Annotated in this window: 14 protein-coding genes; 12 read left to right on the top strand and 2 right to left on the bottom strand. The window is 42.5% G+C overall.

Translation table 11 applies throughout. From position 1 onward, the window contains the following. The first annotated feature begins 8 nt into the window (after positions 1 to 8). The 4 genes from DCO56_RS04510 (at position 9) to lhpI (ending at position 4541) form a co-directional block, all read left to right on the top strand. Complete coding sequence (locus DCO56_RS04510; protein WP_181390449.1) at positions 9 to 1631, top strand: RagB/SusD family nutrient uptake outer membrane protein; 1623 nt, start codon at positions 9 to 11, stop codon at positions 1629 to 1631. Between the two features lie 34 nt (positions 1632 to 1665). Continuing rightward, positions 1666 to 2370 (top strand): hypothetical protein, encoded by a 705-nt coding sequence (locus DCO56_RS04505; protein ID WP_108632512.1) that lies wholly within the window; start codon positions 1666 to 1668, stop codon positions 2368 to 2370. Between the two features lie 34 nt (positions 2371 to 2404). Next, positions 2405 to 3424: a DUF5007 domain-containing protein gene (locus DCO56_RS04500; RefSeq protein ID WP_181390448.1), complete on the top strand. Its 1020-nt coding sequence runs from the start codon at positions 2405 to 2407 to the stop codon at positions 3422 to 3424. 178 nt (positions 3425 to 3602) lie between these two features. After that, on the top strand, positions 3603 to 4541 hold the full coding sequence (gene lhpI, locus DCO56_RS04495) for a bifunctional Delta(1)-pyrroline-2-carboxylate/Delta(1)-piperideine-2-carboxylate reductase (protein WP_108632943.1): 939 nt from the start codon (positions 3603 to 3605) through the stop codon (positions 4539 to 4541). Positions 4542 to 4951: 410 nt separating this feature from the next. Here the strand turns inward: lhpI and DCO56_RS04490 are convergent, their stop codons facing one another. Beyond that, the gene (locus DCO56_RS04490; protein ID WP_108632510.1) at positions 4952 to 6700 is read right to left on the bottom strand and encodes a hypothetical protein; all 1749 of its coding nucleotides are present in this window, start codon (positions 6698 to 6700) and stop codon (positions 4952 to 4954) included. Positions 6701 to 6721: 21 nt separating this feature from the next. Next, positions 6722 to 6949: a hypothetical protein gene (locus tag DCO56_RS04485; protein WP_206531896.1), complete on the bottom strand. Its 228-nt coding sequence runs from the start codon at positions 6947 to 6949 to the stop codon at positions 6722 to 6724. A gap of 550 nt (positions 6950 to 7499) precedes the next feature. Between DCO56_RS04485 and DCO56_RS04480 the strand changes: the two genes are divergently transcribed. The 8 genes from DCO56_RS04480 to DCO56_RS04450 all read left to right on the top strand — a co-directional run bounded on the left by DCO56_RS04480 (position 7500) and on the right by DCO56_RS04450 (position 18349). Continuing rightward, positions 7500 to 9065 carry a fimbrillin family protein gene (locus DCO56_RS04480; RefSeq protein WP_146190975.1) on the top strand — a complete coding sequence of 522 codons (1566 nt, stop codon included), beginning with the start codon at positions 7500 to 7502 and terminating at the stop codon, positions 9063 to 9065. 49 nt (positions 9066 to 9114) lie between these two features. Beyond that, entirely contained in the window at positions 9115 to 9279 is a 165-nt protein-coding gene (locus DCO56_RS29175) for a hypothetical protein (protein WP_165306163.1), read from the top strand. 595 nt (positions 9280 to 9874) lie between these two features. Continuing rightward, complete coding sequence (locus DCO56_RS04475) at positions 9875 to 10231, top strand: helix-turn-helix transcriptional regulator (RefSeq protein ID WP_181390447.1); 357 nt, start codon at positions 9875 to 9877, stop codon at positions 10229 to 10231. 120 nt (positions 10232 to 10351) lie between these two features. Beyond that, positions 10352 to 10723, top strand: coding sequence for a response regulator (locus DCO56_RS04470; protein ID WP_108632508.1), 372 nt, complete (start codon positions 10352 to 10354; stop codon positions 10721 to 10723). A gap of 484 nt (positions 10724 to 11207) precedes the next feature. Beyond that, complete coding sequence (locus tag DCO56_RS04465) at positions 11208 to 11753, top strand: RNA polymerase sigma factor (RefSeq protein ID WP_108632507.1); 546 nt, start codon at positions 11208 to 11210, stop codon at positions 11751 to 11753. Between the two features lie 51 nt (positions 11754 to 11804). Beyond that, positions 11805 to 12905, top strand: a complete 1101-nt coding sequence (locus DCO56_RS04460) for a FecR family protein (RefSeq protein ID WP_108632506.1) — start codon at positions 11805 to 11807, stop codon at positions 12903 to 12905. Positions 12906 to 13158: 253 nt separating this feature from the next. Then, the gene (locus DCO56_RS04455) at positions 13159 to 16521 is read left to right on the top strand and encodes a SusC/RagA family TonB-linked outer membrane protein (RefSeq protein ID WP_245935775.1); all 3363 of its coding nucleotides are present in this window, start codon (positions 13159 to 13161) and stop codon (positions 16519 to 16521) included. Positions 16522 to 16534: 13 nt separating this feature from the next. Further along, positions 16535 to 18349, top strand: a complete 1815-nt coding sequence (locus DCO56_RS04450) for a RagB/SusD family nutrient uptake outer membrane protein (RefSeq protein WP_108632941.1) — start codon at positions 16535 to 16537, stop codon at positions 18347 to 18349. Positions 18350 to 18453 lie beyond the last annotated feature (104 nt).

The raw sequence follows: 18453 nt of genomic DNA, 5'->3' as shown, positions 1-18453 counted from the left end.
AGCGCATTATGAAAACATTATTTATAATCAATTATTGGAAGTTGGTGCTGCTTTTGGCGATCGGCCTGAGCTGCGTGTCGTGCAATAAATTTTTGGAAGAGGAGCCTCGAAATTCCACTTATAAGGAGGTGTATTGGAAAGATCCCAAAGCAGGAGAAAGTGCTATTGCAGGTAATTATGCGCTATTGAGGAACGCCCTGATGGATGGTTTTTATGGCGTTGGAAACCGCTATTATATCTACGGGGATATGACGCCGGATATTTATATCGGTATCAATCGGGATAGCTACAGCCATCCTGAAATTGGAAAAGGCAATTGGACCAGCAATTATTTTGCGCAGTCTTATGGCAATTGGACCGTATTTTATAAAACAATAGCCATGTCCAATATCATTCTCAAAGAAATGCCTTTGGTATCGAATGATATTTTGATCCTAGAACAGACAGATCCGGAGGCTTTCCGAAAAAAAATTATGGGACAAGCTTATTTTATTCGGGCGTTTTCTTATTTCATGCTGACCAGAATCTGGGGGGATGTACCGCTGGTAACCGAGGCATATGATGATCCGATTAATGCGCCTCACCTGGGTCGTACCCCCCGCATTGCGGTGATGAAACAGATCGAGGAAGATTGCCGCCATGCGATCGGCTTATTGAGTTGGGGCTATAAAACAACCGCAGAACGCGCTGTTACGGCAAACAGAGGTTCGGCTTATGCCCTAATGGCACATCTGTACCTTTGGCGGGCGACGACAGCAGATCTGGCATCAAATACACCGATAATGGATGATGTAACGCGTGCCGACACGACAATCAATACCTTGCTCGCTCAAGGTGGGTATACACTTGCCGATACCGCTAAATATGCGGATGTTTTTAAAGGGAGATCGAGCGAGGGTATTTTTGAATTAAATGTCAGTGAAAATACGCTGGAAGGCTCGAGTGCACATATCGGGATGAAATTTTTAAATAGTGACTATATTCCGACTTATGCTGCAACAGCCGATTTTTTCACCAAACCGGCTTATCTGAGCAGTCATTTTTACAAGATCGAAGAGAAAGAGGACTGGGTATGGCATGAAGATATCAGGCAATGGGTCTGGGAAACTGTACAATCTCGGGGGCTTGATACATTGGATGTACGCTTCAAAAATAATTTTGTCAATTATACATCGGATAAACCTGTATGTATTAAATACAGCAATATTGTCTTTCGGAATCCGGGACAGCAGCTTGAACCTTATAACAGTAATAATTTGATTTTATTTCGGTTGAGCGATATTAAATTGCTGCAGGCGGAAATAGCCCTCTATCAAAATAATCCCGGTCGCGCGATTACTATCATCAATGCGTCAAGAGCGCGCTATGGCGCTGATCCCTCGAGTTTATTAAAACCTGGCCTGACAAAAACGGAAGTCATGAAAGAATATATAATCGAACGCGGAAAAGAACTCTATCTGGAAGGTCATCTATTTTTTGATATGATTCGCACGCGGACCTACTCGGATCATATCACTTGGCTGAGCGAGGCCCGTTTTAAACAAGGTGGTTTTTTCTGGCCGGTAGATCCCCGTTTATTTAGTGAGAATAGACTTTTAGTTCAGACAGCATACTGGCGCGGAAAGATTTAATGACAGATTTAGAAACTTAAAATCTTTAGAAATAATGACTAAAATAATAAAAAAGACCTGTGCATATCTATTGTTTGCCCTGTTGTTTTTTCATGTATTGACCTCATGCTCGAAAAACGATTATATCAACGATGGCGGTATCCATCAAGCGAAAGTTAATATGAGCACCTATGATTATCTGGCATCGCATCCAAAATTCGATTCGCTGGTGCGGATCATTGACCGTGCGAACTTAAAAGAGTTGGTGAACAGTGATATCACCTTTTATGCAACGACAAATTGGGGGGTAGCGGACTATGTGAGTGCCAAGAAACAACAGCGTATCGCAGAGGTAGGCGATGAAAATATTTCCTTTTCCATTGATGATATTGATCCAAAAAGATTGGATTCGCTGAAGATATATATGTTTAAAGGAAAGGTGGAACGTGATAAGCTGGATATTAATGGTGCATACTTTGCCAATTTGTTTGGACCTATCCCCGGGGTTCGATTTCAGTTGGGATTGAGACGAACGAGAGATTATAGTTCCTATGTGGACTATGTTGACTATTTATATTACACGAAAGTGAATGGAACGCTGGATTCGGAGGAACCTGATCAAAATACGATTCCGGAAGCAGCGCGAGATGTGCGCGTAGATGTACAGACTTCGGGGATTATCACGACCACGGGTGTCATACACGTGTTGCACGGTGATCATCGTTTATTTTTTAATAAAGAAAAAATGGCTTCCAACTAAGTAGGAGGGATTAAAAAAATATATGTCAATGAAAATGAATCATATAACAAGGTACACGATCCTATTGGGAATAATGATCGGTATAATCATCTCCTCCTGTTCAAAAATAGAGGAGGGTTTTTTAAGTGATACCATTCGATATCGTGACAGTGTGATCTATTGTAAGCGCGGAATGACGCTCACGCTTTCGGATCGGATAAATGCAGACGGATCGACTCCACCATTTGAATTCAAAATGTTAAATCTGCGGAATAAGTCGACGGGAGAGCCTGCACCGGAGGAATTCACAAAAATGTATGAAATTGAAGTTTTTAAGGAAGGCATGACTTTCAATGCGGCAACGGATACAACGGTCGCCCTGTTGAAAGCGAAACGTGAATTGAAGCAGGTAACTCCGATGGAATTTAATCCCGTCAGCGGACAGATTAGTTTTAATCGCGCATCGGCAAATCTACCATTGGGTGTCTATACTTTTGATTTGCAGGCAACGAACCGCAAGGGTACTAAAATCTATAAATCATTTGCGGAGATCCATGTCATCGAACCTTTTTTGGAGGATATTTTTGAGTTGACTTATGCCTCATTGACCGGATCTAATGCCGCTGAGACGTTTACACCGGCTTATAATAATAACATCAAATTGACCTGTACCAAAGTCTCCGATGAGGGCGCGCGCGTGATCTTGAAAATTGTCGATAAGAATGGTCGCGCATGGGATCCAAGTGCGGGGCAGGTGATCAAACGTGGTGATCGTCCGACCTTTGAATCGCACGTTCGTTTCAATCCGGTCGTTGCGACAAACACGGCATTGGTATGTGATTACGAAGTGGCTCCGTTTCCCCTCACAAAATTTAATGATGGTAAGACCAATTGGGATTACAATATTTATTACCGTATACCGATGCGCTTTGCAGCAATGGATGGTCATCCTAACCATAATATCAACCCTGTTTTTGGCTTTCGTGTCCTGATGGAGGGAACATTTGAGGTGGAAGTGAAGCTGACAAATGTGGCTGCAATTAATTCATCCGGACCACCTGCGACAGGATTGTAACCAAGTAGAGCAGGTTCTGTTGTTAAAGATCCTTTGCTGCTAATTACCCAAAGCGTCAAGTGTTAATTAAGCACTTGCGGCGCTTTGGGTAAAAAACGGTAATGAATGGTCAGTTTACAGGGATGTGCAGCTCGGATTATTTGCTATGTTTATGGTTTTACAAGATGCTGTTGAAAATATGAGAATCATTGAAAAAGAAACGATTGATGCTGTACTTAACCATGATAAATTGATTGAAGCGTTGCGGCAGGTTTTTCAATCGGCTTTTACGATGCCTGTTCGGCATCATCACTTTTATCAAAATAGCGAGGGAATTGAAAATACGCTTATTTTAATGCCTTCCTGGACAGATACCTATATCGGAATCAAACAGGTTGTTGTTGCTCCCGAGAATCATCGTAAAAACCTGCCGGCAATACATGCCCTATATACTTTAATGGATGCAGTGACCGGAGAATTTTTAGTTCAGATGGATGCTGCCGGACTGACCTCTCGCCGAACGGCCTGTACTTCTGCTTTAGCGGCTTCTTATTTAGCTCGGGAGGATTCAAAAACCTTGTTAATTGTTGGCGGCGGGAAAGTTGCCCAGCATCTTGTGCAAGCACATTCTGTTGTCCGTCAGTATGACCAAATTTTGATCTGGACAAGAAATGCAGCTAAAGGTGTAGAACTGGTATCCAGCTTACAACAGGCAGGATTTACTAAGGTTGCATATGCCGATAATTTGGAAGAAGCTGTGGGTAGGGCAGATGTGATTTCTTGTGCTACGCTAAGTCATGAACCGCTGGTAAAAGGAGAGTGGATAAAGGCAGGTACACATCTGGACCTGATCGGGTCCCATACGCCTAAAACACGCGAAGTAGACGACATGGCTATATTGAAGAGTAGCATATTTGTGGATTCGCGAGCCGGCGCGCTACATGAGACGGGGGAGTTGGCGATTCCGATTGCATCTGGAATTCTTGATCCAAACAGTATCAAAGGAGATATTAAAGAACTTTGCTGTGGTGAGATTAGGGGAAGATCATCTTTGGAGGAAATCACTTTATTTAAGTCGGCGGGTTTAGCGATAGAAGATCTGGCTGCGGCTTTGCTCGTCTATCAGCACGTGATTTAAGGAAAAGAATCAATATTGAACTGGGGAGATTAAAGCGTTTTAACCTAACTAATGTTAAACTTAAATTATAAATTTAAAGTAATACACTTTCTGTACCAAATTGAACCGCATGACAAAAATGCCGTGATTATTTCTCCGGTATAGATGCGTAATCTGGACAATAGAGACTTTTTCTGAAACTCCCCGGTACATTTTTTTAAGAACTTGGAGAAATTGGAAGCGTCGTAGGTGAACAGTAAAGCAATGTTAGAGATGGATAGCTTTGAATCGAATGGAGAGTAAAATTATGTATAGGAGAAAAAGCCCGGCTTGGATAAACCAGCCGGGCTTTTCTTCCTATTGTTTTCAATAGGAAATTTCTAGTCAAATAGGGATTATATAATGACTACTTATGAAAATTTTTAAGCCTCTTATTTATCCTGGATACAACGTACCGGGTAAGCCGCACGTTTGAAATAATTCTGTACATCCCAAGAACCACTTTGGAATCCTCGGCCCTGATAAGCTCTATCATTACCGCCGACTTCCATATTTAACCAGTAAATAGCAGTTGCTTGTCTGAGACGCTGAGATCCGTCAACTGTTTCTCTATGACCATTTGCAGGAAAGCTTAATTTAATATCACTACTTTTTCTACTGGTCATAATATGTGCCGCTGTAAAGTCGGATAATCCAGCTGAAGTTCCTGTATTTGGAATCCAGTTTCCAATGGAAGTATGGCGGGTATAAGTTCCTAAACGGGTATATTCAGCTTGACTAGGTACTCTATCTCCTGTACCACATGGATCCAATGCTGCCTTTATAGGAGCCGCTGCGGTACCATTATTCCATGAACCGTCCGGAGCTGATGAAGTATCCCATCCCGGGATTGCAGCATCACCACTGTAAGCATTTGCCACTGCAGCCTGACGGCCCCATTGGTAGTAATTACCGTATAGTGCCTGTACAGAAGGAACGGCATCAGGATTATTGGTTGCAGGGTTTACATCGACCACACCAAGGTTAAAACGATCCCAACGATAGCCGGCGATGACAGCATAGCGTGCATCAGCAGCAGTAGCGCTTCTGGTGACATTGGACGCATTGACAAAACGGTCGCTGTTAAAACGTAATTTCATGGTGTAAGAAAAGCCCGGTTTTAAGCCTAGACCCGCATTTGAAAAATTAAAGCTTACCGCTTGCGCATTGACATCATGACCGATTTTGATCTGACCGCTTGGTATTGTTAATGCAATTGAAAAATTGGTTGACTGACTCTGGTTGACGATAAAAGTCCGTGCTGTTGCATTTAGATTTGAAACAGGGGGTACGTTTATCGCATTGGTAGCGGATAGGGTTTCGCCGGTACTCAGGTCGACAGTTGGGTTAGCGAAAGGTGAAACCCATTCAGCTTGTACCGGAACCTCCGAAAGGTAACCTCCTTTTACATAGTTTGCAGTACCAAATGTACCCGTCGCATCGCTATTGTCGACAAGCAGGGTCACACGGGTAAACATGTGCTGCAATGGTGTCGTCAACGGAGTCGGAGTATTGTTGCCGAGTATGGTGACGTCTTTTTCGATGGCATACATAAAGTCACCTCCATTCTCTTCATAGCTTGTAAAAGCGAAATTCACCTGACCTGCTGTATACAGGTTTGTTGTTGGAGCTGCAGGAGGAGGGGTGGTCGTAGAACCTAATGAATAGATCACAAAGGTATACTTATTGCCTGCGATCAATTTATCCCCAAAGAATACCTGGGTTGAATCCGAAGCATCGCCAACGGACTGATCGATGTAGGTACCGTCTGTTTCATAGGCTACTACCCGATAGGTTACCGGACCTCTCAATGACAGCAATTTCGTTGCGGCCTTTTTACCGGTGGATGCTTTAAGCCCGCTGTTACTTGGGGTATTTTCGGTCAGTTCTGCGGTGATGCTAAACGGTCCCGACTGAATTTCTTTAGTTATCGTTAAAGGTTCAGTTGCGCCGGCTTTTGCCGAAGCTTTCGCCACGGATATATTATCTCCGCCGAATTGGGCTTCTGTTAAAGCCAGTTTTATCCCTTTATTCACTTCAACAGTATTTTCACCTTTCTCCTTGCTACAGGAAACGGCAACCGCTAAGAGAATGATCAAGGATAGTTTTGTTTTTGCTAGTTGAAATATTGTTTTTTTCATAATTGTTTTAAATAATTTTGATTAGTTCCACCATTCACCGCCACTCGGATCCTGGGTTTCTGATCCACCGTTATTCCATTCTGTTTCGTTAACACCGGAGCCTCCTCCGGGTTGGGCTGACCCTGCCGAGCCTGCGGCCACACCTTCCTCCATCAGTACATCTAACTGCTCGATGACGGGTGTCACGTAGATCTTTTTTTCAGTTTTCTTTTTCATGTGTATTTTTATTATTTGGTTTATGACTAACATCTATTAAAATAGGATACATTGTGCAATACTGGATCAAAGCAGCTGTATCCTCCTAATAAATGCCTTTTATTAGTTTAGATTCCTACTGTTTTGTACTATTCTTGGCGTTTTAAAATTAACATTGGGTATTTAATATCTCTTCATTTAAATAATTAGCTGTTCTGGTGACTTCTCATAACTTAATATATCGATTCAATATATTACACATTTTGCATCAAAAATAATGCTATAGTTTAATAAATTGACTGATTTAGATATCACAGATATATCGCATATGTATCACATTTTTAAGGTGATTTGATTTATGGTGTTTTTTAACTCCGTTATATAAAGTAATCGCTCAAAAAAACTAGATTCAAGTGCTTCTGATTGTTTTGTTAGTGTTATTTAAAGATAATATTTTTCTAATTAATGCATTTTATTTGTTTTATACGCATAAATATGTGATATGTTTGTGATATGTTGTAGTTGTTTCTTTTTGAGAAATTGTTTTGATATTTGTCGCTAATTAATTAAAATGTTTATTAATCATCAAAAACTAAGAAAGAAAATGGTTTTACAAACACAGACAGGAAGAAGCTTGAGGACATTTGTTCTATCAGCTTTGGTATGTGGATCTATGTATTCCTGTAAGGAAAGCAAAGACAGTGTGGCAGCGAGTGGCAAAGCGAGCGTCAATATTCAGTTACTTGGCGTAGAAAACCCGATCGTAACAACTAAGAAAGCAGGTAAGGGAAATACCGCTGGGGGAGCGATCCAGACAACGGTAGTCCCATTGACAGCATCAAGCTCTTTTGAGGCAACATTGACTAGCCAGTCGTCTGCGACAAGTGGCAACCTGTTGCGGGCCTGGTCCGGTAGCCGTGCGGCGGTAGTCGAAGAAAGAACGCCTTTGGCAGCCAATGTCAAATATAAAGTTGTAGTATATAATGCCGATGGCGATTATGTAACCGAAAAGACGTATACCAATTCAGTCGACAATAGTGCTGAAATCACGTTAGAGGCGGAAAAGACCTATACTTTTGTAGCTTATTCAGTTAATAGCACGGCAACAGTTCCGGCCGTGACAGCTCAAGCTGATCTAGCTAACGCCAGCTTGGACAACATCAGCGCGGATCTGATGTATTTCAAGAAGGATTTAACCGTACATTCCGGTGATAATAACCTTGACGTGATACTGAAACATCAGTATAGTGAAGTAACCACTAACTTGACCATGGCAACCGAAATGACCGGTGCAATAACAAGTTTGGTTTCACCGACAATAAACCCTACACATTCGAATGCGAGTTTAAAATTAGCAGATGGTGCAATAACCTATAATGGCACTACGTCTAGTACTGCGGTACAGTTCCCGCTTTTGGGAGCGGGCTTACGTTCGGTGACTAGTAATCCTACGCTATTGATCCATCCAGGAGAAACAAATGGTATATTCAGCTTTGGATCAATTACGATTGACGGTGAAACAAGATCCAATGTTGGTGTTGCAGGTTTACAGATACTGCCAGGACAGCGTTATAACCTGAACCTGAACTTCAAGACTTGTACAGAACCGGTAACCGGTGGAGCTGACCTCAACTGGAATTATGCAGCGTCAGGAAGTGGAGCTGTCGTTGATGGAGTAACTCAGCCGGCAGGATATGTTGTGACCAAAGATCTTACTGCTCCGGGAGCAGATTATGGATTTGTCTTTGATATCCTTCAATTGGACAACTCCTTCAATATGGAAATCAATGGAACAAAATTAGCAACACAAGAGATTCAGTTTGAATCGGGTATTTCAATTGCGCCTAAGAATATACGCTTCGCGGACGGAAGTGAATATAACGGAGCCAATGCCGAGGGAGGAGCCACTATTCCTCAGATCTATAGTATGACAGGTACTGCGACAAATCCGATTATCCGTGTGGTCATTAGCCGTTCGGGAGAAGTGCAAATGTATGGTAGCAAAAGTTCTGGCGGAACGTTATATCCATTGGTGCTGACACAAGGTAATTTTAACCTGGTACCATGGAGCTCTACTACTAATAACGTTAAAATTACCCAAGTTGTTCAGGGAGCGACCAAAATGTTGGGATCTGGAAGTGGTAGAAAGAAAATTGCATGTACCCTATAGGTACAGCTAGATACTTGAAGCATTAAAATGGTATTTAAAACAATAAGACATGAACACAAATAAATCAAAAAAAATATATACGAGCCCAAAGATTGAGGCCGTCAATGTTGAATTGGAACAAGGTATCGCTGCAGGTTCTGCTGCAACGACCAGCAACGATCCTCAAGAATCTTGGGATAGAGCGGATGATGACGATCGCGTGATCAACTGGTAATATTCCAGAAGATATTGTTTAATCCACTGCAATTTGCTCGACAGGTTATCCTATCTGTCGAGCTTTTTTATGGGAGTAAAGAGTTTAATAGTCTACTCCGGAAACGGAATTATTTGAACTGGACATCGAGCAGTAGTGGAAAAATAACAAAATCGAAAGCTTTCTTGCGAAGATGGCTTTTTCTTTTGGAGTAGCAAGAGGTTTATCTAACTTTCGCGTTAGATTAAATATAGCTTTTTTGTGATTTCAATGTGTTGTTTATTAGGTTTTTATAAAATGTGATACTAATGTGAAAGGCTGTTTTTCTTGATTCTTTCTTTTAATGCAAATATTTGTCAAGCAGACTGGGGCCAGCTATTCCGGCTAAGAAGCTAATGGATAAAAGCATCGCTAAAATAGACCGTTAATACGTTGGATACTCGCAGTGCTGTTTATCACCCGGACCCGATTTGCGTGAGGGCCCGTGATAATATATTTGGGATTAACTCGGCAGGGATCATTTGAACTCTGTCGAGCTTAATTGTCAGCTATTGATGAAAGGGATTTGTCAGCGGATGGAAATAAGAAATGAAAATTTACCGAAAAACAATATATAATGGAAAGGAATAACTTTAATGATCTCATTGCTTTGGCGAAGAATAATAGTGCTGAATTTTTGGCTTTGTTCAGTGAAATCTACCCCGATTTTGTTGCCTCATTAAAGAAAATTAATCCTAAAATCCGTAGTAGCGAATTAGAATTTTGCGCTATGACCTTTCTTAATTTTTCGACCAAAAATATTGCTCAATATACTTTTGTCACGGTACGGGCTGTACAGGTACGCAAAAATAGATTGCGTAAAAAGCTGAAGATCGCATCGGATGTAGATTTTAACAATTGGATGCGTGACCAGATTCAGCGAAACCCACTGGTTGAACAGGACCTAAGTCCAGAAGAGACCAGGCAGGAATAAAGATTATTGATTGGGAATATTGTACAAAAGTAGAGAGGGGATCCAGTCAAGCATTTTTTTGCACATGATAACACAAAAAGAGAACAATGTGTGGTAGTTTTTACGATAGATTTTAAGACAATGAGCAAAAAGATCTTTTTATGTGACGATAACCTCGTAATTTTGGAGGCTTTGGAGCTGATATTGAGCATGACTGATGCCACCGTCATAAGCGAAAGCAACAGTTCGCTCGTCTTGGACATGATAATAAACGAAAAACCTGATATGTTTATCTGTGATTTACATATGCCAGGAACAAATGGTGGGGATCTTATTAGGCAGATTCGTATGCATAAAGAATTCAACGGCCTTTTTATCCTCTGTATTTCAGCTTCATATAATGGTCGGGATATTGCCCTCAATGCTGGAGCTAACGACTTTCTACCCAAGCCTTTTGAGATACATGAATTATTGTCGGTCGTCAATCAAGTTTTGATGTCGGGAACCGGTTGATTCACTGTGCAGGCACAATGGAAATATATTTTCGGCGCAGGCATTTTGAACGCGTCTTAGCGGATTTTAAATACAAATTTCTGTCCGCCCAGCTTTTCTTTCAGAAAATGAACGAATGGGGTGGGGACTGCTTTTCGCCAGCCTTGTTCATTAGTGGATATTTTTAGAAAGATGAATAGGTAAACATAGGGTTAAAGGTTTTTTTTGAGGCCGGAGCAGCAATTGTTCCGGCCTTTTTTATTGAATACGAGGATCCGTTTATTGATCTATAATCCCAAAGTTGGGCTTTAACAACTGATATGACTACACATTTAGATCCAATACTATGCAGCTTGAAGATTTTGTCAGAAGCCTTATCCTGTGGAAAAATAGATTTTAACTTGATCTTGCACGATGTACAATTTAATGTTATATTAACATCACAATTATAACTTTGCATAAATCCTCTGGAAATCCGATATCGCGTACATATAATCAATGCGTCATGAAAGAATTGTCTGATAAGGAACTGTTTGATATTGTAAAAGTTGACAATACACAAGCATTTTCGGTGTTGTTTGATCGCTATGGCAATACATTACTAAGCTTTATCCTAAAACGGATCGGCTCAATTACGGATGCGGAAGATATTCTTCAGGACGTTTTTGCCTCTTTGTGGAACCGGCGCCATAAAATTGAAATTGAGGATTCAATCTACCCCTATCTTTTCAAAGCAGCCAAATATGAGGTAATCGACTGGATGATCCAAGATCAGAAGCGGATCAAGCATTTCGAACGGCTTGTGCTTCCATTAGAAGAAGAACCCGTCGGTGCCAGTAGCAGCGATGAGAAACTACTGGTTCAGGAGTTATCCTTTATGCTGGATCATGAAATCGCCAAAATGCCTATGACCATGCAATCAGCATTCAATCTCAGCCGGATGGAAGGCTTGAGCATTAAGGAGATCGCTTTCCGTTTATCCATATCCGAACAGACTGTCAAAAATAATATCTCCCTGGCTTTAAGTCGTTTAAAGCTGAAAGCAAAATAAAAATCATTTTTTTTCGGTACTTCTACAGTTTATCTGGGGTTATATAAATATATGACAGAAGATAATCAAAGAGAGCAGGCTCAAAAATTACTGAAAAAATATCTCAAGGGGGAATGTAATCCAGATGAAGAACGGATGGTAACTGAATGGTTCTTTTCATTTGATGAAGAGCCAGCACTTCCGATCATCGAAAAAGAGGCGGCCTTGGAGCGTTCAAAAAATGTGCTGATGCACAAATTTGAAGGCGAGATAAATCAGGTAAAACCCAAAAAGAATGTCTTTACCTGGAAACGGGTGGCCATAGCTGCCTCTGTTCTTTTGGCATTAACGACCACGTTTTTATTACTACATCAAAAACAGACAAGCTCTGTTCCACAGCTCGCTGCAATCACACCGGACACCTCCGGCATGTTTAAAAACGATATTCTTCCGGGGGAACGCTTTGCTAAGTTGTCCAATGAACAGGGACAAACTCAGTTATTGGGAAGGGAAACACTTTCCGAAAATGTAAAACCCAGCGAATTTAAAGGAAACCTCACATTGGAGGTTCCAGCTGCCGGAACCTATAGTGTCCTGCTGAGCGATGGAACCACAGTCTGGCTGAATGCTGCCTCTAAATTAGAATACCCGGATCAATTTGTCGGTGATGAACGCAGGGTGAAGCTGGTCGGTGAGGCCTTTTTTCAAGTGGCCAAAGATACCAGCAGACCTTTTCGCATTGAGGTCGAAAACTCCGTTATCGAAGTACTCGGGACCAGCTTTAATGTCAATGCCTATCACAAGGAAATCAACACCTCATTGGTGGAAGGCAAGGTTAAAATTATGAACCAAGGGCGCGAGGCTTATCTTTCTCCCGGAAATGAAGCGATCATCAGTGCGAATAAAATACAGGTACAGCCGGCAGACATCCAAAAGAATACGGCTTGGCAACGCGGTGAGTTTGTACTTGATGGCAGTAGCTTTGCTGAGATTATTGACCAGGTTTCGCGCTGGTATAATGTGGAATTTGTCAATGTGGGGGATATACCCCTTAACAGTCGGTTTAATGGGACGCTCAGTAGGGAGTCAAGGCTCTCTGAGGTATTGCGAATTCTGGCCTTCGGGACCAACAGAAAGTTTGAGATCGACGGACGGCATATCGTCATTCGTTAATACAGTTAATTTTTTACCAATTAAAATTTATAAAATATGATATAAGCAGACAACTTAGCCAAAAGGTCCAATACAAAAGAAAAGGGGATGTTGACGCATCCCCTGTTGTAAAGAGCCAAATTTATTGAAGTGCGAATTCTATAGATTTTTAAACCCTTAACAATTCAAAGTTATGAAATTTTTTTCTCCATTAATAGCACAGGGGGACCGGAGAAGTCATTCTTATACCCTAAGCATTAAAGTCATAGTGACTATGAAGTTGATTTGTGTACTGCTGCTGGCATTTACGATTGGTGCTAGAGCATCAGGATATGCGCAACAAGTAAATCTATCCTTGAAAAATGCTAGGATTGAAACTGTTCTTAAAGAGATTTCCAATCAAACCAGATTACGTCTATTTTACGACGAAAGATTATTTGAAAATGCTTCGCGTGTGGATATTTCCGTGGCCGGATCCGATGTGAGGGCCGCGCTGGCAAAAACATTGCGCGGACGCAATCTGATCTTCGATATCATGGGAAGTACCATTGTCATTAAAGAAAAGAAGCAAACGGACCGTGAGATCTCAGGTATGGTCAGGGATGCTTCGGGACCCATGACGGGAGTAAGCGTGACCGTATTAGGGGTACCCGGAATATCAACAAGTACAGACAGGGACGGTCGGTACAATATTCGTGTTCCGGAGAAGGCAATCCTCCTATTTCGTTTTATGGGCTATAAAGATGCCGAAGTCAATGTCTCGGACAAGAACAGGGCGGATGTACTGCTGGAAACTGCCGAGTCTCATCTGGATGAGGTTATTGTGGTTGGCTACGGTACGCAGAAAAAGATCAATCTTTCGGGAGCTGTCGATCAGATCGGCGAAAAGTTTCTGGAAAGTAGACCCATTACCAATGTGGGGACGGCCTTGCAGGGCGCCATGGCCAATCTGAACATTACACCGACATCGGGAAGAGCTAATAGTTCGCCTGGAATCAACGTGCGTGGTTACACCTCGCTATCGGGAGGTGGACCTTTGATCGTGATCGACGGGGTGCCGGCCACAAACGATGAACTCAATCGCATGAATCCGATGGACATCGCCAGTGTGACGGTGTTAAAAGATGCCGCATCGGCAGCGATCTATGGTAGCCGCGCTGCTTTTGGGGTGGTATTGGTGACCACCAAATCGGGTACAACAAAGGATATCAAGGTGACAGCCAACTCCATTTTTGGCGCCAAGGCAATTACACGGTCGGTGGAAATAGAAGACGACCCTTATCAGGTCATGAAATACAGAAATATCATGTCCGCGCCCTGGTATAGCCTTTATGATGAGAAAATGCTCGAATATGGTAAACAGCTGAGCGAAGATCCGTCCTTGCCGCGTGTGATTGTCGATCCGCAAAATAAAAATGCTTATCTCTATCTCGGGTCTACGGATTGGTTTAAGGAAGTGTATAAAGATATACAGCCTTCCTATACCAACAACATCAGCATCGCACAGAAAAATGAACGTTCTTCGTTTTATCTCTCGGGTGAATATTATAGACAAAATGGTATGCTGCGCATTAGCCCCGATACCTATGATCGTTATAATTTCAGGGTAAAAGGTGATTATAAAATCACGGACTGGTTTACCTTGTCCAATAATACGACCTTTACCAACGATAAATATGATCAGCCTTCAGCAATTGATCAGGGCTATCTCTATTGGCATAATGTCAACCGTCAGCCTTCATTAAATACCGTTTATAATCCGGACGGTACCTATACCGAAGCCGGGGTAAACATGATCGGTGCGGTAGCCGAAGGGGGGCGTAGTATTAGCCGAAATAATGATTTTCAGACTAGCTTTGGCGCAAAGATCGATTTCATCAAAAATGTATGGACCTTGAACGGAGACGCAACTTTTAGAAGGGTTTCAGGCAAATCGCATTTCTTTCAGGTGCCGCTTGCTTATAGCACAGGGCCAAATGTGATGAACAAGCAAAACTTTAACAGTTATGCTTCCAATGGAAGCGCCGAAACGCGCTATAATGTATACAACATCTACTCGCAATATCAACGTACGCTCAATGACCATTATTTTTCGGTCATGCTGGGTTTCAACCAGGAAGAGCGGATTTATGAGTCTTTCTCAGCATCCCGGGATCAGCTGATTTCCAATTCACTACCCACGATCGGTTTAGCGACGGGTCAAACGCCTTCTGTCGGGGCTTCGGATTATGCCTGGTCGGTAAGGGGGGCTTTTGCCAGATTGAACTACACGTATAAAGACCGGTATATCCTCGAGTCTAATCTCCGCTACGATGGTTCTTCGCGGTTCCCTAAAAAAGACAGATTCGCATTCAACCCTTCGGTATCCGCTGCCTGGGTAGTTTCGCAGGAAAACTTCTTTCAGCCGCTGAAGGAAACGGTATCTAATTTTAAACTGCGGGGATCGTACGGTTCATTGGCTAACCAGGATTTAAGGGACAATTATTACCCTTACATTGCCGAGATGTCCAAGGGCAGTGGTGCTATCTTGGATGGCAAGGTTGTACCCATTGTGGGCAGTCCGGGTCTAGTGTCGTCGACCCTGACCTGGGAGACCATTACGCAGGCTAATTTTGGGGTGGATATCGGCTTATTTAAAAATCAGCTTTTCGGCTCATTTGATATCTATCGTCGCGATACAAAAGATATGTTGACAGCAGGCCGGGTATTGCCGGTCGTGCTGGGTACAGGTGTACCATTTGAAAATGCGGCAAACCTAAAAACCAATGGTTGGGAATTGACTCTTGGTTACAACAAAGAATTTATGGTGGCCAGCAAACCGTTCACAGTCTCGGCAAGGATCAATCTCGCAGATAGCAGAGCCTATATTACGAAATACAATAATCCGATAAATAACTTAAGTGATTATTATGTTGGTCAGGAATTGGGTGAAATGTGGGGACTGACGACCTTAGGATTCTTCCAATCGCAGGAAGAGATCAAGGCGCATGCCAATCAAAATAATGTGACCTCTTACCCTGGTACAAGGGGATTGGAACCTGGCGACCTTAAATTTGCCGATATCAACGGTGATGGCGAAATAAACCGGGGTGATTGGACCTTAGCCAACCATGGAGACTACAAGGTAATTGGTAATTCGAGACAACGTTACAGCTACGGTGTTGATTTGAATTCAAGCTGGAATGGTATTGATCTGCGTGTTTTCTTGCAAGGTGTCGGAAAAAGAAACTATTATCCTCCGGGTGGCGACCATTATTTTTGGGGTATTTATGCGCAGCCCTGGGCGAGTCTGACCAAGTTTAACCTGGACCATTGGACACCCGAGAATCCAAATGCCTATTTGCCAAGACCCAAGTCCTATGTAGCTGAGCAGAGCGGTATCGAACTGGCTGCCACACAGACCAAATATTTGCAGAATGCAGGCTATTTAAGAGTGAAGAATGTGACCCTGGGTTACACCCTTCCGAAATTGATCACAGATAGATGGGGAATAGACCGATTGCGTCTGTTTGTCAGCGGTGAAAACCTTTTTGAGTTTACCAAACTGATGGATTATCTAGACCCTGAAATTGTCGGCGACCGGACGGCTTATCCTTTTCAGCGGACTTACTCGTTTGGCTTAAACTTTAATTTCTAAAATGACTATTATTATGCAAAATATAAAAAGACAACTAATCAAGATCGGAGCGCTGGTAGGGGCCTTGTTCCTGATCATGAGCTGTAACGATGATTTCATGGAACGGTATCCCACCACATCGGTTACACCCGAAGTTTTTTTTAGCAATGTAACCGATCTAAAAACATATACAGATGGTTTTTACGGCAGTTTGAGTGCGCCGATAGCAGATCTGGGAACAGATAATCTGGCCCATCACAATTCAGGTAGCACAATTGATGAGATCATGCGTGGCGGGATAAGCCCCCAGAATGCAGCCGTGTGGAGCTGGTCTGCCCTACGAAATATTAATTTCTTTCTTGAAAATGCGGGCCGAGTGAAGGGAGCCTCTGCCACCGAGGTAAACCATTATCTCGGTATCGCCCGGTTCTTCCGTGCTCGTTTCTATATTGATAAGGTCAACCAGTATAGTGATGTGCCCTGGTACAGTATGACGATGGGCACCTCGGATCTTGATTTATTGAACAAGAAGCAGGATAGCCGAACGCTTGTGGTGGATTCCATTATGGCGGATCTTGAATTTGCGGTTGCCAATATCAGGTCCGACGGTCACAAATCGACAGTCACCAAGTGGGCAGCCCTGGCTCAATTGGCGCAGTTCGCCTTGCAAGAGGGGACGTTCCGTAAATATCACACGTATTTGAACCTGAGTGGATCGGCAAATACTTTTTTACAGCGGGCTGTTTCTGCTGCCGAAGAAATTATGAAATCGGCCAAATTTTCGATCAGTACCACCGGCGGTGTCAACCGTGCCTATCGGGATCTATTTATCAGCCTCAATCTACAGGCAAATCCTGAAACGATCCTATTTATTGATTACGATAAAGATCTTAGAAGAATGCGTAATGCGCATACGGTATTGGACTATGAATGGGCGCTGAGCCAAACGCTGATGGAAAGTTATCTGATGAAAGATGGAAAACGTTTTACTGAACAAGCAGGTTATAAAACAAAGAATATTGACCAAGTATTCGTTAACCGCGATCCGCGCTTTGAGCAAACCTTTATGAAACCCGGATTTCAGCCAATCAATGCTCCAACTCCACATCGCCTGAAACCGACATTGGGTGGTTACAATCAGATCAAGTTTTATCCTGAAATAACAGAAATGATCGCTTGGGAATCGGCCTACACAGATGCTTTTGTGTTTCGTTATGCCGAAATCTTACTCATTTTTGCAGAAGCCAAAGCGGAGCTGGGGATACTCACGAGCCAGGCAGATCTTGACAAATCAATCAATCTGTTGCGTGCACGTGTGGGCATGCCGGCCATGCAGCTGGGCGAAGCTAATGCCAATATTGATCCCGTATTGCAAACCTACTATCCAAATGTGAAGGGTGGCAATGTTGGGCTTATTCTCGAGATCCGCAGGGAAAGACGTGTCGAACTGGCTTGTGAAGGTCAGCGATACCGTGATGTCTTCCGTTGGGAAGTGGGCGATCGCCTCGCCAATCAACAACAAGGGATGTATGTGAAGGCATTAGGCCCGATGGATGTAACGGGAGATGGTAAAATAGATATCGCGATACTTGAATCTGCAAAAGATACCGATCCGATCAAAGACCTGACAGAAGAGGAAAAGAAGAATATTTCCCTCTATTATTTAAAGGATGCCAATGGTAACAATACGACCATCTATCTTGAAAATGGAAACAGCGGCCATATTATGTTTACGGTGGCAAGAGATAAAAAGAAGACATTTGAAAAACCTAAATATTACTACTATCCGGTGGCCAATAGCCAAATGGTGCTGGATGGCAGTAAATTGGTGCAGACAAATTTTTGGTAACTGAGTGGTGTTTTTTTGATAAAGGTAAAGATAGGTGAATTCAATTGGTGGAAAAGATCCTATCTTTCCTTTTATTATAACTAATGAATTTTGAATAGATAATA

The organism is Sphingobacterium athyrii (assembly GCF_003071065.1).
Taxonomy (GTDB): domain Bacteria; phylum Bacteroidota; class Bacteroidia; order Sphingobacteriales; family Sphingobacteriaceae; genus Sphingobacterium; species Sphingobacterium athyrii.
Note: the sequence above shows the minus strand (reverse complement) of the source record. Positions and strands in the feature narration are given on the sequence as shown.

Excerpts from the sequence above, each read along its gene's own strand:
- DCO56_RS04510 (WP_181390449.1), top strand. The coding sequence starts at position 9 with ATGAAAACATTATTTATAATCAATTATTGGAAGTTGGTGCTGCTTTTG.
- DCO56_RS04505 (WP_108632512.1), top strand. The coding sequence starts at position 1,666 with ATGACTAAAATAATAAAAAAGACCTGTGCATATCTATTGTTTGCCCTG.
- DCO56_RS04500 (WP_181390448.1), top strand. The coding sequence starts at position 2,405 with ATGAATCATATAACAAGGTACACGATCCTATTGGGAATAATGATCGGT.
- lhpI (WP_108632943.1), top strand. The coding sequence starts at position 3,603 with ATGAGAATCATTGAAAAAGAAACGATTGATGCTGTACTTAACCATGAT.
- DCO56_RS04490 (WP_108632510.1), bottom strand. The coding sequence starts at position 6,700 with ATGAAAAAAACAATATTTCAACTAGCAAAAACAAAACTATCCTTGATC.
- DCO56_RS04485 (WP_206531896.1), bottom strand. The coding sequence starts at position 6,949 with ATGTTAGTCATAAACCAAATAATAAAAATACACATGAAAAAGAAAACT.
- DCO56_RS04480 (WP_146190975.1), top strand. The coding sequence starts at position 7,500 with ATGGTTTTACAAACACAGACAGGAAGAAGCTTGAGGACATTTGTTCTA.
- DCO56_RS29175 (WP_165306163.1), top strand. The coding sequence starts at position 9,115 with ATGAACACAAATAAATCAAAAAAAATATATACGAGCCCAAAGATTGAG.
- DCO56_RS04475 (WP_181390447.1), top strand. The coding sequence starts at position 9,875 with ATGGAAAGGAATAACTTTAATGATCTCATTGCTTTGGCGAAGAATAAT.
- DCO56_RS04470 (WP_108632508.1), top strand. The coding sequence starts at position 10,352 with ATGAGCAAAAAGATCTTTTTATGTGACGATAACCTCGTAATTTTGGAG.
- DCO56_RS04465 (WP_108632507.1), top strand. The coding sequence starts at position 11,208 with ATGAAAGAATTGTCTGATAAGGAACTGTTTGATATTGTAAAAGTTGAC.
- DCO56_RS04460 (WP_108632506.1), top strand. The coding sequence starts at position 11,805 with ATGACAGAAGATAATCAAAGAGAGCAGGCTCAAAAATTACTGAAAAAA.
- DCO56_RS04455 (WP_245935775.1), top strand. The coding sequence starts at position 13,159 with ATGAAGTTGATTTGTGTACTGCTGCTGGCATTTACGATTGGTGCTAGA.
- DCO56_RS04450 (WP_108632941.1), top strand. The coding sequence starts at position 16,535 with ATGCAAAATATAAAAAGACAACTAATCAAGATCGGAGCGCTGGTAGGG.